Consider the following 17,576-nt stretch of genomic DNA (forward strand, 5'->3'; position numbering starts at 1 on the left):
GCACGAGCGACCGTTCCGCACCACCCACCCGTCACGAACCGTCACGACCGAAGAGAGCGAGACCGACAGACATGGACGAGAACACCCGCTACCAGGTGCTGCGCAACGACGAGGAGCAGTACTCGCTGTGGCCCGCCGACCTCGAGGTCCCCGCCGGCTGGCAGCCCGTGGGCAAGGAGGGCACGGAGGCCGAGTGCTCCGCCTACGTCGACGAGGTGTGGACCGACATGCGTCCGCGCAGCCTGCGTGAGCGCATGGACAGCGCCCAAGCCTGACGCGTCCGCGCACCGTCACGCCGAACGGGCCGGGGCGCGCCGTCCGACAGCGCGCCCCGGCCCGGCCCCGGCCCGCCTGCCCGCCCTTCCCCCGGAGCCCTCATGACACCGGTCCTGCACACCGAACGACTCACCTTCCGTCCCTACCGCCCGCAGGACGAGGACGCCTTCGTGGCTCTGCTGCGCGACGAGGAGGTCTGCCGATGGATGGGCCAGGACCGCGTGCCCGAGGCGGACATCCGCACGCTGTTCCGCGCCATCCTCGACGATGTCTACCCCAAGCACCGGTTCGACGTGTGGGGGCTGTGGCAGGAGGACGTCTTCGTCGGGCACGCCGAGGTGAAGAAGACGGGGAATGCCGACGGACACGAACTGATAGCCGCTCTGGCACCTGCCTACTGGGGCCGCGGTCTCGGCACGGAGGTGGTCCGCGGCCTGCTGCGGCACGCCGCCGGCAACCTGGGACTGAAGGAGGCCTACGGAATGGTCGGAGCCGACAACACCGCCAGCCTTGCCCTGTGCCGCCGTCTGGGCTTCCGGCACGTGCGGGACGTGATCGGCGACGACGGGCAGGTGACCAGGCTGATGGTGATCGCGACGACGGAAGCGGGATGACCGGTCGGCGCAGCCGAGCCGAGGCGGGTGGGCTGATGGGAATTCCTGAGTACCGGAAAGCTCCATCTGGGTGGTCGGCGTGCGGGACCCCGGTGCCATGCACAGGTGTCCTCGGCCGGGCAGGTCATGATCGCCGCTCTCGCCCTGATCGCGGGTGTGGTCGGGCACTGGGTGCTCCGCAGTCGTCTGGAAGCCACGGATACACCGGCGCTGACGGTGCGTGACTTCGTACTGCCGCTGCAGACGCTCACCGTGTTCGTCCTCGCGTTCGTCCTGGTGACCGCGTCCACCTCGAACGGCAGGGCCGACCAGGCGGCACGTGATGAGGCCGGTGTCGTGGACCACCTGTACGAGGTCGCCGAGTACGCCCCGGCAGCCCAACGCCGGCGCCTGCAAGGTGACGTCGTCTGCTACGCCCGTGCCGTCCGCGCTCACGAATGGCCCCGCCATGGCGCACGGACACGGCGCGCGGCAGCCGAACGCGTGGAGCACCGATCTGCGCCAGACGCTGCGGCACATGCAGGACTCCGCCGTCTTCGGCATGCTGATCTCCTCCGACCGGGACCGCTCCGAAGCCCGGCAGACCCGCATCGCCGAGTCCACCCCCGCGATCCCCGGCGCCGTCTACTGGCTCATGCTCGCCGCTCTGGCCTTCCTGATCGCCACGCTCGCCCTGTGCCTGCCGCGGCAGAACACGGGCCTGGTGACCGCCGGACTCGTGGTGCTGACAGCGTTGCTGACGTCCGTCCTGCTCGTCATCCGGGACGTCGAACGGCCCTTCAGCGGTGTCATCACCATCCCGGCGACGGCCATGACCGCGGTGCAGGACGACATCAGCGAGGACTACGCGGCCGCCTACGGCCCGAACCGTCTGCCCTGCACCGGCGACGGCAGCCGCAAGCGCCCAGCCGCCTGAGACGCTTCACTCCGGACCCGCCGGCCCCTCGCGCGGCGGCAGGTCGATCCGGTCGCGCAGATGGGCCAGCCCCGCCGTGCCTCCCGTGCCGGGCTGGTCACCGATCATCCTCTCGACCAGGAACAGGTGCCGGGTCTGCCAGAGGGCAACGGCCCCACGCAGGGACTGCAACGCGGAAGCCGCCAGTGGCTGCCGGGTGGGAAGGGCGTCGTCCGGCGGGCCGAGGAGGTCGGCTGCGGCGACGCTGCGGAACAGTTCCGCGAACTGGCCGGACTGGGCTCCGCTGGCGTTGTCGAGCAGAGGGCGGAAGGAGACGAAGCTGTCGGGTCGGAGGTGGTCCAGGAGCGTGAGGTGGCGCTCGAGGACGTCCACGAGTGCGGTGACCCGGTGCAGGGCCGCGGCGGCTTCGTCGTCGTTCCCCGCCCGCGCCAGCTCGGTGGCCCGGCGCAGGTCCACCAGGGCCTGGCCGGCGAGGACTTCGGCTGACTGGTGAACGGTGATGAAGAAGCGCTCGTCCGCCCACTGGGCGGGCCGCTCGGCCGGGCTACGGGGCTGCTGCAGATCGAGGAGCACGGGAAGGCGCAGGTAACAGGCGTAAGGCGTCTCCATGCACGCGATGATGACGGCAGGTGCCCACCGATGCGCCCGTTGCCGCCCGGCTCGCCACCTCGCCACCCGATCGGCCTCCCAGGACCAGGACGGGCGGGGCTGAGCCCCAGTCAACTCGACGCCCCCGCTACCGTGTGGCCGTTCCCCTCACCTGAAGGCGCGTCCGGAGAAGCGCTGACAGCGCCCGTGCCGCGTCGCTGTCCCTGACGCGTGGTCAGGGCTCCTGACTGCCACCTTCATGAGTCCCTGCTGGTGGCATATGCCAAACGCATACTTGCAGATGAACAGCTTGTTCATAGTTTTATTGAATATGCGTCGGTCGCGGAACATGGACGGTCATGTGATGGTGGTGGTGCTGCCCAGTCGGCGCGCGGGTGATCGGCGCAAGGCCCTGACTTCCCGTCACTGAGGCGCAATCCATCCAAGGACCGTGCTGTCTTCTGTTCTCCCTGTGCGTAGGCCTGTCCGACACGGCCACCGCCGGGAGTGTGAGGCGGTGCGGCGAACCAGGCCGCGGTGTGTCCCCGCGTGGGGGCCGGTGCCCAGACCCGCACGCCGCCGCGGCCGATGTGAGGAGTGACTGCCGCCATGGCCGGTGCCATCGAGGACTACGCTTTCGTGGGGGACCTGCAGTCGGGCGCGCTGGTGGGCAGAGACGGTTCCATCGACTGGATGTGCCTGCCGAGATTCGACTCGCCGGCGTGTTTCGCGGCCCTGCTGCACGATGACAGCGCGGGCCGGTGGCTCCTGGCACCGGCCCAGGGCGGTCCGGCGACGCAGCGCCGCTACCGCGAGGACACGCTGATCCTGGAGAGCGAGTGGCACACCACCGAGGGCAGCGTGCGCGTCGTGGACTGCATGCCCCTGCGGGGGGAGGCGGCCGACATCGTCCGGGTGGTGGAGGGCCTCAGCGGCCGGGTGACCATGCGCATGGACCTGCGGCTGCGCCCTGACTACGGCCGGATCGTGCCCTGGGTCAACCGGGTGGGCAACGCCCTGCGCGCGGTGGCCGGACCTGACGCGTTCTGGCTCCACACGCCGGTCAAGGTGTACGGGGAGAACATGGCCACGCGGGCCGAGTTCACCGTCGAGGCGGGCGACCAGGTGCCGTTCGTGCTCACCTACAAACCGTCCCATCTGGCGGGACGCCCGCGTCCGGTGGACGCGGTGCCCGCCATCGAGGACACGGAGGCCTTCTGGAAGACCTGGATGAGCCGCTGCACCTACCGCGGCAAGTGGAACGACGCGGTGCGGCGCTCCTTGGTCACCCTGAAAGGGCTGACCTACCAGCCCACCGGCGGCATCCTCGCCGCCGCCACCACCTCCCTGCCCGAACAAATCGGCGGCCCGCGCAACTGGGACTACCGCTTCTGCTGGCTACGTGACGCCACCTTCACGCTCCAGGCCCTGGTGGGCACCGGTTACCTGGAGGAGGCGGCCGCCTGGCGCGAGTGGCTGCTGCGCGCGGTCGCCGGGAACCCCGCCGACCTGCAGATCATGTACGGCCTCGACGGCACCTGGCGCCTGCCCGAGTTCGAGCTCGACTGGCTCTCCGGCTACGAGGCTTCACGTCCGGTCCTGGCCGGCAACGCCGCCGCCGACCAGTTCCAGCTGGACGTGTGGGGCGAGGTCCTCGACTGCTTCCACGTCGCCCGCGAAGCGGGCCTGCCCGCTCACGACATCGCCTGGAACGTGCAGAAGGCGCTGCTGGACTACCTGGAGGGCAACTGGAGCCGGCCCGACAACAGCCTGTGGGAAGTGCGGGGCGAGCCCCGTCACTTCGTGCACTCCAAGGTCATGGCGTGGGCGGGCCTCGACCGGGCGGTACGCGCCGTACTGCACCACGACCGGTGGGGTCCGGTCGACCGCTGGGAACAGCTGCGCGACCGCATCCACGCGGAGGTCTGCGAGCAGGGCTACGACGCCGAGCGCAACACCTTCACCCAGTTCTACGGCTCCCAGGGCGTGGACGCGGCCCTGTTGCTGCTGCCACGCGTCGGCTTCCTGCCCTGGCAGGACCCGCGGGTGCGCGGCACCGTCGAGACAGTGGCCCGCGAACTGGGCGAGGACGGCTTCCTCGTGCGCTACCGGCCGGAGGCGGACGGGGGAGTGGACGGCCTGCCGGGCACCGAGGGCACCTTCCTCGTGTGCACGTTCTGGCTCGCCGACGCCCTGCACGGCGTCGGGCGCCACCGCGAGGCCCTCGACCTGTTCGAACGGCTGCTGAGCCTGCGCAACGACGTGGGTCTGCTCAGCGAGGAGTACGACCCCCTCACGGGCCGCCACCTCGGCAACACACCGCAGGCGTTCAGCATGGTCGGCCTGGTCAACAGCGCCCTGTGGCTGAGCGGAACCGCGGACATCACCTCCGTCGACGGTCACCACGAGCACGCCGTCGCCGACGCAAGCGACCCGTTCACCGCCACGCGCAGCCGCACCCGTCGCTGACGCACACACCCCGCAATCTCCCGCTCCCGCGGAAGGACGTCCATGAACAACCACGACCTGTCCGGCACCGAGTACGACGCGCTGATCATCGGCAGCGGCCCGGTGGGCTGTACCTTCGCCCGCAAGCTGGTGGAAGCCGGCAAACACGTGCTGATGATCGACGCCGGCGCGCAGCTGTCCCGCCGCTACGGCGAGCACCTGAAGAACAGCTACCTGTTCCAGAAGAACATCGACCTGTTCGTCTCCGTCATCAAGGGCAACCTGCTGCCCCTGTCCACCGCGACGAACAAGGAACCGGAACTCACCCTCGACCCGTCGGCCTTCTCCTACGACCCCGACAAGTACGCCGGGTTCTCGATGCGCAACCAGAACCCGGAGCAGAAGAAGCACACCAACCTGCCCGCGGCGGCCGCGACGTACGCCGTGGGCGGCATGGCCACACACTGGACCTGCGCCGTTCCGCGTTTCCACCCCCGGGTGGAGCGCCGCAACGGCGACGAGGAATACCCCATCGACGACAAGAAGATGGACGGCCTCTACGACGAGGCCGAGGTCCTGCTCGGCCGGCGCACCGACGTCTTCGCCTCTTCGGCCCGGCACCTGCTGGTCAAGCAGGTACTGCGGCAGGCGGGACAGGAGTTCACCGACGTGGCCGAGCTGCCCCTCGCCGTCAGCGACCGCGCCGACTCGCAGCGCACCTCGGCGGTGACCTGGTCAGCGGCCGACACGGTCCTGGGTGACCTCGCCGAGCCGGAACACCGGCCTGCCGCCGGCTCGTTCACCCTGCTGCCCGAGCACCAGTGCGTGCGCCTGGAGATCACCGGCGCCGGCCGGCGTCAGAAGGTGGAGTACGCGGTCGTACGCAACCTGCGTGACCTCCGGGAGGAGCTGCACCTGCGGGCCCGGACCTATGTGGTGGCCTGTGGCGCGGTGCCGACCCCGCAACTGCTGTTCAACTCGGGCGTCACCCTGCCGGCGCTGGGCCGCTACATGACCGAACAGCCCATGTCCTTCTGCCAAGTGGTGCTGCAGCAGGATCACATGGACAGCATCGAGTCCGTACTGCGTGCCACGTCCGGCACGGACGACGACCACGCGGCCCTGCTCGCCGCGGACCGCGTCGCCGACTACCGCGCCGCCCAGCTCAAGCGGCTGCACTCCGGTGACAAGACCGCCGACCCCGTGCCCGTGCCGCCGAGCGAGCGCGATCCGAACCTGGCCCTGCTGGTGACGGACGAACGTCCCTGGCACTGCCAGATCCACCGGGACGCCTTCACCTACGGCGCCGTGCCGCCCAACATCGACCCCCGCCTGATCGTGGACCTGCGCTGGTTCGGCATCTCCCGCCCGCGGCCGGAGAACAAGGTCACCTTCTCCCGCAGGATCCGCGACACCTTCGACCTGCCCCAGCCCACCTTCCACTTCCGTCTCGACCAGAACGAGCGGAAGGAGTCCGACCGCATGAACGAGCACATGCTGCGCACCGCTGCGGTGCTCGGGGGTTTCATGCCCGGATCCGAGCCGGTGTTCCTCACTCCGGGCCTGCCGCTGCACATCGCGGGCACCACCCGCATGGGCACCAGCGAGCTGGACAGCGTCGTCGACGAGTACTCCAAGGTCTGGAACATCGACAACCTGTACCTCGGCGGCAACGGCCTGCACCCCTTCGGCAACGCCAGCAATCCGACGCTGACCAGCGTCGCCATGGCCGTCCACGCGGCCAACACCATCCTCAGCGGCCACCCCGGGCACTGACCCCCAACCCGCCACCCTGAAGGACTGTCACATGCGGCGAGACACCACGCCTCTCCCCGAGGGCATCCACCTCGGCATCACCCCCACCTGCTGGACCAACGACGACTTCCCGCTCATCGGCAACGACATCCCCATGGAGCAGTGCCTGAGCGAGATCGCCCTCGCCGGCTTCGCCGGATGCAGCATCGGTCACAACTTCACCACCGACGTCGACGCGCTCACCGCCGCCATGCACCTGCGAGGCCTCAGCGTGAGCGAGCCGTGGGTGAGCACCTACTTCACCGTGCCCGACGGCGCCGAGCGCACCGCCTGCGACCTGCTGAAGGTGCTGGAGTTCCTCAAGGACTTCAACGCCGGCGACCCACCGGTGAAGACCACCACGATCGGCGTCGCCGAGTTCGGCCACTCCATCCACCTGCAGTCACTGAGCCTGCGCAGCAACAGGCCCGAGTTCACCGACGAACAGTGGGCGGACCTCTGCAAGGGGCTGAACAAGATCGGCGAGATCGTCGCGAGCCAGGGCTTCACCCTCGCCTACCACCCGCACATGGGCACCGGCGTGCAGACCGAGGAGGACGTCGACCGCCTGATGCGCGACACCGACTCGCGCCACGTCAGCCTGCTCCTGGACACCGGCCACCTCACCTGGGCCGGCGCCGACGTCCACGGCATCGTCGAGCGGCACCGGGAGCGCATCGCGCACGTCCATCTGAAGAACATCCGCAGCAGCGTGCGCGCTGACCGGACCCTGGCCGCGGGAAGCTTCCGCGAGTACGTCGAGGCGGGCATCTTCACCGTCCCCGGCGACGTGGAGGGCGACGTGGACTTCGACGCCTTGCTGAAGAGCCTCCGCCTGGGCGAGTCCTACCGGGGCTGGCTCGTCGTCGAGGCCGAACAGGACCCCCGCGGCGGTCAACCGCCCCTGTACCACGCGCAGACGGCCCACAGCTACCTCAGCCAGGCCCTCGCCTGACTCGTCAGCCCGCACGGCAGGCGCGCGCTGCCCTGCCGTGCGGGCGCCCACTCCACCGCGGGCCGGCACCCGACCCGCCGGCCCCACCATCGGAAGGCCCTTCCATGGCCGCAAACGCCCCCCTGAACCTCCACACCCCCAAGTTCGAACGGGAAGTCGTCGCCGACCAGCTCAACGACGGCTACTGGGTGGAGGCCCCGGACATCGACGGCGACACCAGGCCCGACCTGTTCGGCTACGGCCTGTCCCTAGGCGAGATCTACTGGTACAGGAACCCAGGCTGGAAACGGCAGTTGGTGGCCGACGGCTTCCACATGCCCATCGGTGCCCATTGCGCCGACATCTCCGGCAACGGCCGCCCGGACATCGTGGTCTGCTACGAGCTGTACGGGCCGGGCGGGCGCATCGACGACCCGAACCTAGAAGGCGGGAAGATCGACTGGATCGAGAACACCGGCAAGCCCGACGCCGACGTGCGCTGGGAGCGCCATTACATCGGCCGTGAGACCGGCATGCACCGCCTGCGCGTCGGCCACTTCACCCAGACCCGCAAGCCCGAGGTGATGGGCGTACCGTGCGTGGGGCCCCGGCACGTGCACGGTCTCATCCCGGTCGTGCTGTTCAGCCCCAACAACGACGTGCGCCAGCCCTGGGAGAAGCGAGTCGTCGACGACAGCCACTTCCGCATGATCCACGGCGCGGAACTGCGGCAGAACCCGCTGCCGGGCTGCGAGCACCTCGACTCGATCCTGCTCGCCTCGGAGGAAGGCGTCACCTGGCTGCACTACGACGAACGCGAGGGCCGGTTCACCACCACGCACATCGGCTCCGGCGAGCACTCCCAGTTCGAGCAGACCGGCTTCAAGGGCAGCGGCGACGTGGGCGCCGGACGCGTCGGCGACGACCCGCACGCCTACGTCGCGGCCACCGAGCCGTTCCACGGCAACACCCTGGCCGTCTACGTCAAGGAACAGCCCGGCGCACCCGTGGCGGAGGCCACCTGGCGCCGTGTCGTGCTCGACGTGTTCGGCGACCCGAACGAACTGGGTGAAGGTCCCGGCCACCAGATCGTCTGCGCCGACTTCGACAACGACGGCGACGACGAGTTCCTGGTCGCCCTGCGCGGTCCCTGGCCCTGGCAGGGCGTCTTCTACTACAAGGCGATCGACCTCCAGGCCGGCATCTTCACCAAGTGGCGCGTCTCCTCGGACTCCACCGCGCGCATCGCCGTCGGCGACTTCAACGGCGACGGCCGGCTGGACTTCGCCACCATCGCCTACAAGGTCGACAAGTACTTCGTCGCCCAGGACGCCAAGCTGTCCGTCTTCCACAACGCCATCGACGGCATCGCCCCCGCCGACGCGGACTAGCCCTGGTCACAGCGCGTGCGGCTCCGCCGGCCACCCGGCCGGGCCGCACGCCGACACGGCGTCCCGAGTACCGCAGCAGGAAGGAGACGGACGTGGCCACGACCGGTGACGACACCGGCAGCGCCGATGGCGGGCGGACCTCCGCCCGGATCCCCTCCGGCAGCGACTGCGGACCCGCCGGTGCGAGCGCGAGCGGCCTGCGGCCGAGATGGCGCACCCGCCCCGCGCGTCTGTTCGCCGCGGCAGCCGTCGTCCTGTCCCTGGTGGTGGTGGCGGTGGTCCTCTCCCACCTGCTGCGCCCGGCGCCGGAGCCGGTACACGTGGCCCTGGTGACCAGTCACAGCGGCCCCGGCAGCGCCCGCGGCCAGGAGATCACCCGCGGGGTCCGCTTCCAGATCGACCAGATCAACAAAAGCGGCGGCGTGGGCGGCCACCACATACGGCTGCTGCCTTTCGACGACGGCGCCGACCCCGAGACCGCGCGCCGCACGGCCGAACGCATCGTCCGCGACGACCGGGTCGTCCTCGTCATCGGCAACAACACCAGCGTCACGGCCACCCAGGCCGCACCCGTCTACGCGGCGGCCCGTATTCCGTTCATCACCCCCACGGCCACCGCCGACAGCATCACCGCGAGTCCCTGGTGCTTCCGCACGACCTACACGAACACGTACCAGGGCCAGTTCATCGCCGCTTACGCCCACCACGTGCTCGGCGCGCGCAGCGCGACCGTGCTGCGCGCCGACAACCCGTACGGAGCGTCCCTCGCCGACGGCTTCCGCCGGGCCTTCGCCCCGACGGGACGCGTCCACCGGGTCGTCGCCCTCGGCGAACGGAGCGGCGATCCGCGACCGGACCAGCTGGAGCAGGCGCTGGAAGCCGTCCGCGCGGACCCGGACCGAGGACCGGTCGTCCTCGCCCTGACCGAAGACGCCGCACTGACCACTCTGACCCACCTGCGCCGCCACGGCGTGGACGCCACCGTCATCGGCGGTGACGACCTGTCCAACGCCCAGTTCGGCGCCCGTCTGGCCGCCTCCGCCCAGGAACGGGCGGTACCCCGCTCGATGACCGGGCGGTTCTACGTGGCCTCACCCCAGCTCGCCGACAGCCTCACCGGTGCCGGCCTGACGTGGGCCACGGCCTTCCGTGACCACTACGGCTTCATGCCGTCCTGGAAGGCGATGTCGGCGCGGACCGCGGCCGACATGGCCGTGCACGCCCTGCAGCGGGCGAAGGTCCACCACCCCCGCCCGACCGAACGGGACAGAGCGGCCGTCCGCGCCGCGCTGGCCGCCATGAACGCCCCGGGCAGGGGCGTCCCCAGCGTGTACGGGCGGGTCTTCTTCGACCGCAGTCGCTCCGTGCACCTGCCCGTCACCATCGGCACCGTCCACGCCGGGGACGTGGTCTCCGCCCCCGTCCAGCTGACCGAGTACAGCCCGGAGGAGGACGTCGACGCGGCACGGGAGGTGGCCGCCGAGCGGGCCGTCTCCTTCCAGGGCAAGGTGCTGGCCCGCCAGCAGATCGTCTACACCGGTATCAACGTCAACCGGATCAGCGCGCTCAACACCCGGGAGGGCACCTTCAAGGCGGACTTCTTCCTGTGGTTCCGCTACAGCGGCAGCGACGAGGTCACCGACGTGGAGTTCCCCAACCTGGCGGACCAGAAGTTCAAGTGGGGCGCCCCCGTGCGCACATCGTCCGTTGACGGTGTCAAGTACAGGCTCCACCAGGTCGTGACGACTTTCAGCACCTCGCTGGACTTCCACCGCTTCCCCTTCGACCGGCAGCACCTCACCATCACCCTGCAGAACCGCTCCCAGCCGTCCTCCCGCGTCGTCTACGTCATCGACCGGCCCCTGCTGAAACAGGACCGGACCGAGGCTATGCACAGCGGCAAGGACGTCCACCAGACCATCGACGGACTGCCCAACTGGACGGTGCGCGACGTGGGCCTGTACACGACCGCCGTGGGCAGCACCGCGCGACTCGGCGACCCGGACCTCACGCAGGGAGCGCACGGCGTTCATTTCGCCCAGTACGTCGCCGACGTGACCGTGGCCCGCAACGTCGCCCCCTTCCTCGTGAAGAACCTCCTGCCGCTGCTGCTCAGCGCCGCCGTCACGTACGCCACGCTGTTCTTCCCGCGGGACCCCCGCTACACCAGCACCCGCGTCAACCTGGAAGCCACCGCCATGCTCAGCGCCGCCGTCCTGCTGACCAACGTCACCGGCTCCCTGCCGGACATCGGATACACGGTCGCACTGGAGTGGGCCTACTACACGTTCATGTTCCTCGTGGGCACCTGCGTCTTCATCTCACTCGCCGGCGCCTGGCTCGACGAGCATGGCAAGGTACGGGCCTGGAACCGGCTCGCCCTCGTCTCCCGCGTCTACTACCCGGTGTTCTGCCTGGCGGTCCTGCTCGTCTACCTCCGCCAGTTCGGCTGAGCCCCGTGGGCCAGGTGACCCAGTGAAGACTCCGCATCACGACCCGCTGCTGCACCGCCTGCGCGACGCCGCCCGGACCGTCGACGTGCTCGTCGTCGTCGCAGGGGTGCTCTTCGCGGTCACGCTCGCGGTCGTCGCCCACCTGGACCGCCGGCTCGACTTCGCCGACCCCGGACCGGCTCTCGGTACCGTCGTCACCACAGGCATGGCCTTGCTCCTGCTGGCCGGCCTGTCCGGCATCCGCCGTCTGAAGACCCACCGTTTGAGGCTGGCCAGCGCCTGGACCGCCACCGTCCTGCTGGGCGGCACCGTCCTGATCTGGTTCGCGACAGTGACCGACACCTCGCACGGTCTCACCCGAGGCACAGCGGTCACCACCCTGCACGAAACCGACACCTACCTGGCCCGCCACGCGCCCGCCCACCGCGTACGCATTCCGACCGGCGTGTTCATCCAGGCCCTGCGCTTCACGGGGCCCTACGACGTCGAGGTGAGCGGATACATCTGGCAGCGGTACGCCGACTCCGTGCCGGCCGGGATCCAGCGCGGCGTCGTCCTGCCGGAGGCGGACGACTCCTACGAACCCGACAAGGTCTACGACATCCACCGCGACGGCGAACACGTCATCGGCTGGTACTTCAACGTCAAGCTCCGGCAGGTGTTCGACTACCGCACCTACCCCCTGGACGAACAGGACGTCTGGCTCCGCATGTGGCACCCCGACTTCGAACACAGGGCACAGCTCGTCCCGGATTTCTCGGCGTATCCACCGTGGCACGGCCCTGCCGCCTACGGCCTGGACGCGAACTTCGTCCCCGGTAACTGGGCCGTCAAGAGTACGTCCTTCAGTTTCGACACTCCGCCCTATTCGGCCAACTTCGGACAAGGCCGCGAGTTCCGCCGCCAGGTTGATCCGGAGCTTTACTTCAACATGCACATGGCCCGGGAGTTCGTCTCCCCGCTCTTCGGGCGGATCGTCCCCCTGGCCTTCATCGCCGTCCTCGTCTTCGCCTCCCTGTTCGTCACGACGAAGAACACCCGGCGGTTCCCGCTCTCCGGATTCGACGGGCTGACGATGGTGGAGTTCGCGGCGGCGACGCTGCTGGTCCTCACCGTCGACCACAACACCGCGCGACAGGAAACCGGCTCCCATGGAATCACCTACATTGACTACGTCTACTTCTGCCTCTACTTCATGATCATCGTGGTGGTCTGGAATTCCCTGCTGCTGTCCCGCGGTCCACAGCTGGCGCTGATCCATTGGCGGGACAATCTGGCGCCCAAATTGCTGTACTGGCCTGTCCTGGCCTTCCTCCTGTGTGCCGTGACCGCTCTGACCTTTTTGGTGTGAGACCCCAACGGGCCCTGACGAAGCGGGTCACGTCCCGGACCGTCACACTGAAAATGGCTGAACTCGAGATCGTGTAATAGAGTTTTTTTCGAAGGAGCTGAATCGGAATTCCGGGAAATCGAAACGCTGGGAGAACGGCATGAGTGAAACCCCTGTCAATAAGCAGGTCAGAATCGTGCGTTCGCAGGACTTCAGCTCTGCGACGGCGCAGACTCCCGGCCTCTTGCGTGAGGTCGCGTTCGAGGGAGGAGGCTCCGGACCCGTCCGGTTGTCGGCCTTCAGGAGCACGGTGAGCCCGGGCGCGGCCACCGGCGCACACCACCACGAGGACCAGGAGACCGTCCTGTACGTGGTCAGCGGCACGGCCCATTACCGCTGGGGGGACCGCCTCGAGAACGTGGCCCAGGCCGAACCGGGCGACTTCGTGTTCATCCCGCCGTACGTCGTTCACCAGGAGATCAACAGGTCCACCGACTTGGAGACGGTCTGGGCCGTGGTGCGCTCCGGAATGACCGGCAAAGTCACCAATCTCCCGCACCTCGACAAGTACGGCGAAAAGCCGAAGGTCGATTACACCGCGGCGGAATAGCGGTACGTCCAGCCGTCCCGGCGTTTCGTTGGCTGATGCGACGGTAACCGGCAAACTGTGGCAAGTAGCTGGCCACCGATGTCGCCAGCGGCGACTCGACCAGGCGGTCACCCGCAAGGGCCCCGCTCGACGAACCGCTCCTCGAGAGCTGAGATGAGCCACACTCTGCCCCTGCTGCTGTTCGTCGACGTCCCGTTGGGGACGGTCAACGCCGTCACCGCCGAACTGGCCGCAACGACCGAGGTCGTCGGGCCTGGAACCGGCGGGCCTCCGACGTACTGGAACCGCCCGAGCCCCAGGCGTCTTGGAACGCGGAGTGCGGATCCCCTCGATGCACGGGCTGGGCGCACGCCGCCCGAGGTGACAGCTTCCCGGACCGGCTGCCGAGGACGGCCGGAGCCGACCGGCTGCCCGGGTGCTCACGGCGGACATCGCGGGCGGTGTGAGGTCCCGGCAGGTCGACGGCGCAGCCGAGTGAATGCGCCGGGCAACGCTCTGGCGCCTGCGGACGAGGGTCAGGTCCCGTATCGATCATTGGGTGCGGCGGCACGTCCGCGTCGCTGTGACACAGCCGGTGACGAGGCACCCGGGCGCTGCCTGCCGACCGTGGCGTGCCAGGACCAGGTGAAGGGAGACCCATGGACCTGACGTCGGTTCGCGAGGTGGTCGATGCACGGTGCGCTCTGCCGTGGCAGCCGGGTGACGCGTGGCTGGCCGGGGGTACGGCCCTGTTCGCCGAGCCGCAGCCCAGTTTGACCCGACTGCGGGACCTGGCGGGGATGGAGTGGCCATCGTGGGAGATCAAGGACGATCACCTGGTGATCGCGGCGACCTGCACCGTGACCGAGCTGCTGGCCTTCGCGCAGGACCGGCACGCCCCGTGGCCGCGAGCCAGGGCGTTGATCACAGCCTGCTGCCGAGCCTTCTCCTCCTCCTTCAAGGTGTGGAACACCGCCACGGTCGGCGGCAACTTGTGCCTGGCCCTCCCGGCCGGTCCGATGATCTCCATGGCCGTGGCGTTGGACGGCGTGTGCCGCGTGCTCACCCCCGATCAGGGTGAACGCCTGGTACCGGCGGCCGACTTCGTGACGGGGGCGGGGCGGACGCTGTTGCTGCCGGGTGAGATGCTGCGGTCGGTCCTCCTGCCCGCTGCCGCCCTGGCACGGCACACGGCGGTACACCGTATGAGCCTGCGCCCTCATGGCCGGTCCGCCGCCCTGGTGACCGGGACCCACGTCCCCGGCACCGGCCGCCTGGACATCGCGGTGACCGCTGCCACGAACCGGCCGTTGACCGTGCACTTCCTCCAGCCGCCGTCCCCGTCTCTCCTGCGCGCTCGACTGCAGGAGCTTCTCGAACCCGGCCTGATCGTCGACGACGTGCACGGGCACCCGGCGTGGCGCCGCCAGGTGACCCTGCAGCTCGCCGAGGCCGCCCGACACGAGCTGCTGGGGGAGTAGCCATGCCGTTCTCGGTCCGGATCAACGGCCATGACAGCGATGAACCGCCGGTGCCTGGTCAGTGCCTGCGCACGTATCTGCGAGCACGGGGCTGGACGGGGGTGAAGAAGGGCTGCGACACGGGCGACTGCGGGGCCTGCACCGTGCACGTCGACGGCACGCCCGTGCACAGCTGCCTGTATCCGGCGCACCGTGCCGACGGCCGTACGGTGACCACCGTCGAGGGCCTGGCCGGCGATGACGGACTGCACCCCGTCCAGCAGGCGTTCATGCGGGCACGGGCCTTCCAGTGCGGATACTGCACGCCCGGGTTCGTCATGACCACCACGGCCCTGACCGAGGGACACCTGGCCGACCTGCCGGAGGCACTGAAGGGAAACCTGTGCCGGTGCACCGGATACCGGGTGATCGGCGAGGCGGTCCTGGACGCACATCGGGGTGCCCGCTGCCTGCCCCCGACCCGGCCCCATGAGGCGGCCCGAGGCGCCGGCGGCCACCGCACGACCGTCGCCACCGACGCCGCCCAGGAAGCACAGGCCGTGGTCACCGGCGCCGCCTCCTTCACCCTGGACGAGCAGCCTCCCCCGGGGACACTGCACATCGCCCTGCTGCGCTCACCCCACCGCCACGCCCGCATCCTCGACATCGACACGACCGCCGCCCGGGCGGTGCCAGGGGTGAAGGCCGTCCTGACCCACCACCACGCCCCACCGACGCGGTTCTCCACGGCCCTGAGCGAACCCGCGCAGGACTGTCCCGCCGACGCCCGCGTCCTGGACGACGTGGTGCGCCACACCGGGCAGCGCGTCGCCGCCGTCGTCGCCGACCACCCCGCCGCCGCCGAGCAGGCTTGCATGCTGATCCGTGTCAGCTACGACGTGCTGCCCACCGTCACCGACCCCGAGGAGGCACTGCACCCGCAGGCGCCCCGCGTGCATCCCCAGGGCAACCTGGCCGACGAGATCCACCTGCGCACGGGCGACCTCAACCGGGGCATGAGCGAGGCGGACACCATCTATGAAGGCACCTTCCGCACCCAGCGGGTCCAGCACACCGCACTGGAGTGCCACGCATCACGTGCCTGGACGACCGAGGACGGGCGTCTCCACGTGCACACCACCACACAAGCCCCCCACCTGGTCCGCCGACGCCTGTGTGAGATCTTCGACCTGCCGGCCGAACGCGTCCGGGTGACCGCGGCCCGCCTGGGCGGCGCATTCGGCGGCAAGCAAGACCTGCTGACGGAGGACACCGCCGCCCTCGCCGCGCTGCACACCGGCCACCCGGTGCAGGTGGAGCACACCCGGGCCGAGGAGCTCACCGCCACCACCACCCGCCATCCCTTCCACGTACGCGTCACCTTGGGCGCCCGCCGCGACGGCACACTCACCGCCGTACGGCTGCGGGTCGTCGCGGACACCGGCGCCTACGGCAACCACGGCCCCGGTGTCCTGAGAGAAGGGTGTACAGCCGGCATCAGTCTCTACCGCAGCGCGAACATCACCGTCGACGGGTACAGCGTCCGTACCCACAACGTGCCCGCCGGAGCCTTCCGCGGCTACGGTGCCGGTCAGATCGCGTTCGCCATGGAGTCCGCCCTCGACGAACTCGCCCACACGCTCGGCCTGGACCCGCTGGCCCTCCGCCGCACGGCCTGCCTGCGCCCCGGCGAACCCACGGCGTTTCCCGGCGTCGGCGGGCGGCACCCGGTCATGGACACCGGCCTGGAGCAGTGCCTCAACGCGCTGCACACCGCCCGCGCTCGCCGTATGCGCGACAACCCCGTGCCGACGGCTCCCGGGGAGCTGACCGGGCAGGGCATGGCCGTCACCGCCCTGCACACCGAGCCCATGGACGGACACATCTCCCGCGCCCGCATCGCGCTGCGTGCGGACGGCCACTACGACCTCGCCCTCGGCGCGCCCCAGTTCGGCAGCGGCACCCCCACCGTCCTGCGCCGCATCGCCGCGAGCACCCTGCGCACCGAACCGGACCGCATCCACCTGTGGCAGGCCGACACCGACCTGCTCGATCACGACAGTGGCGGCTTCGCCTCAACCGGCATCCGCATCACCGGACGCGCCGTCACCCGCGCCTGCCGGACGCTGCTCGGGCAGCTGCGAGACCTCGCGGCGGCCCACACCGAGACGGCGCCGTCCTCCTTCCAGCCGGACAGCGAAGCGCTGCACGACCCCGACACCCACACCGTCATCCCGCTCACCACCCTGTACGAGCACGCCCGGGCGTACGGGCACCACCTCACAGCCACCGGCCACGCCGCTCCCGGGGAGGGCATGCCCACCCTGGCCGTCAGCGCCCAGTGGTTCCGAGTCGGTGTCACCCCCACGACGGGACAGGTACGCGTCCTGGACAGCGTGCACGCAGCCGACGCCGGTGTCGTCCTCGACGACTCCCAGTGCCGCGGGCAGATCGAAGGAGCCGTCGTCCAAGGCGTCGGCACCACACTGTGGGAGGTGCTCCTCACCGGTCCCGACGGCCACATCACCACACCCGACCTGCGGACCTACACCGTCCCCCACTTCGGCGACCTGCCTGCCACCGAAATCCACTTCGCCCGCCCGGACGCCAGCGAGGACCCCAAGCCGATGAGCGAACTCCCCTTCAACCCCGTCGCCGCCGCGCTCGCCAACGCCCTGCGCGACGCCACCGGCATCCGTTGCACCACACTGCCCCTGCGCCCCGACACTGTCTGGGCCGCGCTGAACCCGTCCTGAAACGGGCCCACCCGGACGCCTCGGTGC

13 protein-coding genes and 1 pseudogene are annotated in these 17,576 nt (G+C 69.9%); 13 read left to right on the forward strand and 1 reads right to left on the reverse strand.

Annotation, left to right across the window (positions count from 1 at the left end):
- Positions 1–71 precede the first annotated feature (71 nt).
- From AC07DA_RS22320 to AC07DA_RS22335, 4 genes and pseudogenes are all read left to right on the forward strand, one after another.
- Positions 72–275, forward strand: coding sequence for an MbtH family protein (locus AC07DA_RS22320; RefSeq protein ID WP_479129916.1), 204 nt, complete (start codon positions 72–74; stop codon positions 273–275).
- A gap of 102 nt (positions 276–377) precedes the next feature.
- Positions 378–890, forward strand: coding sequence for a GNAT family N-acetyltransferase (locus tag AC07DA_RS22325; RefSeq protein ID WP_479129917.1), 513 nt, complete (start codon positions 378–380; stop codon positions 888–890).
- 126 nt (positions 891–1,016) lie between these two features.
- Positions 1,017–1,313, forward strand: a pseudogene (locus AC07DA_RS22330) (bestrophin-like domain); the annotation flags it as partial.
- Between the two features lie 25 nt (positions 1,314–1,338).
- Positions 1,339–1,806 carry a bestrophin-like domain gene (locus AC07DA_RS22335; protein WP_479129918.1) on the forward strand — a complete coding sequence of 156 codons (468 nt, stop codon included), beginning with the start codon at positions 1,339–1,341 and terminating at the stop codon, positions 1,804–1,806.
- Between the two features lie 6 nt (positions 1,807–1,812).
- Here AC07DA_RS22335 and AC07DA_RS22340 read toward each other — a convergent pair whose 3' ends face one another.
- The gene (locus AC07DA_RS22340; protein ID WP_479129919.1) at positions 1,813–2,415 is read right to left on the reverse strand and encodes a tryptophan 2,3-dioxygenase family protein; all 603 of its coding nucleotides are present in this window, start codon (positions 2,413–2,415) and stop codon (positions 1,813–1,815) included.
- 588 nt (positions 2,416–3,003) lie between these two features.
- Here AC07DA_RS22340 and AC07DA_RS22345 point away from each other — a divergent pair.
- The 9 genes from AC07DA_RS22345 (at position 3,004) to AC07DA_RS22385 (ending at position 17,549) form a co-directional block, all read left to right on the forward strand.
- A complete protein-coding gene (locus AC07DA_RS22345; protein WP_479129920.1) occupies positions 3,004–4,863 on the forward strand; it encodes a glycoside hydrolase family 15 protein in 1,860 nt (619 codons plus the stop codon).
- A 42-nt stretch (positions 4,864–4,905) separates the two neighbouring features.
- Positions 4,906–6,618, forward strand: a complete 1,713-nt coding sequence (locus AC07DA_RS22350) for a pyranose oxidase (protein ID WP_479129921.1) — start codon at positions 4,906–4,908, stop codon at positions 6,616–6,618.
- 31 nt (positions 6,619–6,649) lie between these two features.
- Entirely contained in the window at positions 6,650–7,591 is a 942-nt protein-coding gene (gene iolE / locus AC07DA_RS22355; RefSeq protein WP_479129922.1) for a myo-inosose-2 dehydratase, read from the forward strand.
- Between the two features lie 104 nt (positions 7,592–7,695).
- A complete protein-coding gene (locus AC07DA_RS22360; protein ID WP_479129923.1) occupies positions 7,696–8,961 on the forward strand; it encodes an FG-GAP repeat domain-containing protein in 1,266 nt (421 codons plus the stop codon).
- Between the two features lie 92 nt (positions 8,962–9,053).
- Complete coding sequence (locus AC07DA_RS22365; RefSeq protein WP_479129924.1) at positions 9,054–11,414, forward strand: ABC transporter substrate-binding protein; 2,361 nt, start codon at positions 9,054–9,056, stop codon at positions 11,412–11,414.
- 22 nt (positions 11,415–11,436) lie between these two features.
- Positions 11,437–12,765: a hypothetical protein gene (locus tag AC07DA_RS22370; RefSeq protein WP_479129925.1), complete on the forward strand. Its 1,329-nt coding sequence runs from the start codon at positions 11,437–11,439 to the stop codon at positions 12,763–12,765.
- A gap of 139 nt (positions 12,766–12,904) precedes the next feature.
- Positions 12,905–13,354, forward strand: coding sequence for a cupin domain-containing protein (locus tag AC07DA_RS22375; RefSeq protein WP_479129926.1), 450 nt, complete (start codon positions 12,905–12,907; stop codon positions 13,352–13,354).
- Between the two features lie 638 nt (positions 13,355–13,992).
- Complete coding sequence (locus AC07DA_RS22380) at positions 13,993–14,814, forward strand: FAD binding domain-containing protein (protein WP_479129928.1); 822 nt, start codon at positions 13,993–13,995, stop codon at positions 14,812–14,814.
- Positions 14,815–14,816: 2 nt separating this feature from the next.
- Complete coding sequence (locus tag AC07DA_RS22385) at positions 14,817–17,549, forward strand: molybdopterin-dependent oxidoreductase (RefSeq protein ID WP_479129929.1); 2,733 nt, start codon at positions 14,817–14,819, stop codon at positions 17,547–17,549.
- Positions 17,550–17,576 lie beyond the last annotated feature (27 nt).

The organism is Streptomyces sp. NPDC044921 (genome assembly GCF_056432865.1).

Coding starts and splice junctions, on each gene's coding strand:
- AC07DA_RS22385 (WP_479129929.1), top strand. CDS start 14,817: ATGCCGTTCTCGGTCCGGATCAACGGCCATGACAGCGATGAACCGCCG.
- AC07DA_RS22320 (WP_479129916.1), top strand. CDS start 72: ATGGACGAGAACACCCGCTACCAGGTGCTGCGCAACGACGAGGAGCAG.
- AC07DA_RS22380 (WP_479129928.1), top strand. CDS start 13,993: ATGGACCTGACGTCGGTTCGCGAGGTGGTCGATGCACGGTGCGCTCTG.
- AC07DA_RS22350 (WP_479129921.1), top strand. CDS start 4,906: ATGAACAACCACGACCTGTCCGGCACCGAGTACGACGCGCTGATCATC.
- AC07DA_RS22340 (WP_479129919.1), bottom strand. CDS start 2,415: ATGGAGACGCCTTACGCCTGTTACCTGCGCCTTCCCGTGCTCCTCGAT.
- AC07DA_RS22375 (WP_479129926.1), top strand. CDS start 12,905: ATGAGTGAAACCCCTGTCAATAAGCAGGTCAGAATCGTGCGTTCGCAG.
- AC07DA_RS22325 (WP_479129917.1), top strand. CDS start 378: ATGACACCGGTCCTGCACACCGAACGACTCACCTTCCGTCCCTACCGC.
- AC07DA_RS22345 (WP_479129920.1), top strand. CDS start 3,004: ATGGCCGGTGCCATCGAGGACTACGCTTTCGTGGGGGACCTGCAGTCG.
- iolE (WP_479129922.1), top strand. CDS start 6,650: ATGCGGCGAGACACCACGCCTCTCCCCGAGGGCATCCACCTCGGCATC.
- AC07DA_RS22360 (WP_479129923.1), top strand. CDS start 7,696: ATGGCCGCAAACGCCCCCCTGAACCTCCACACCCCCAAGTTCGAACGG.
- AC07DA_RS22335 (WP_479129918.1), top strand. CDS start 1,339: ATGGCGCACGGACACGGCGCGCGGCAGCCGAACGCGTGGAGCACCGAT.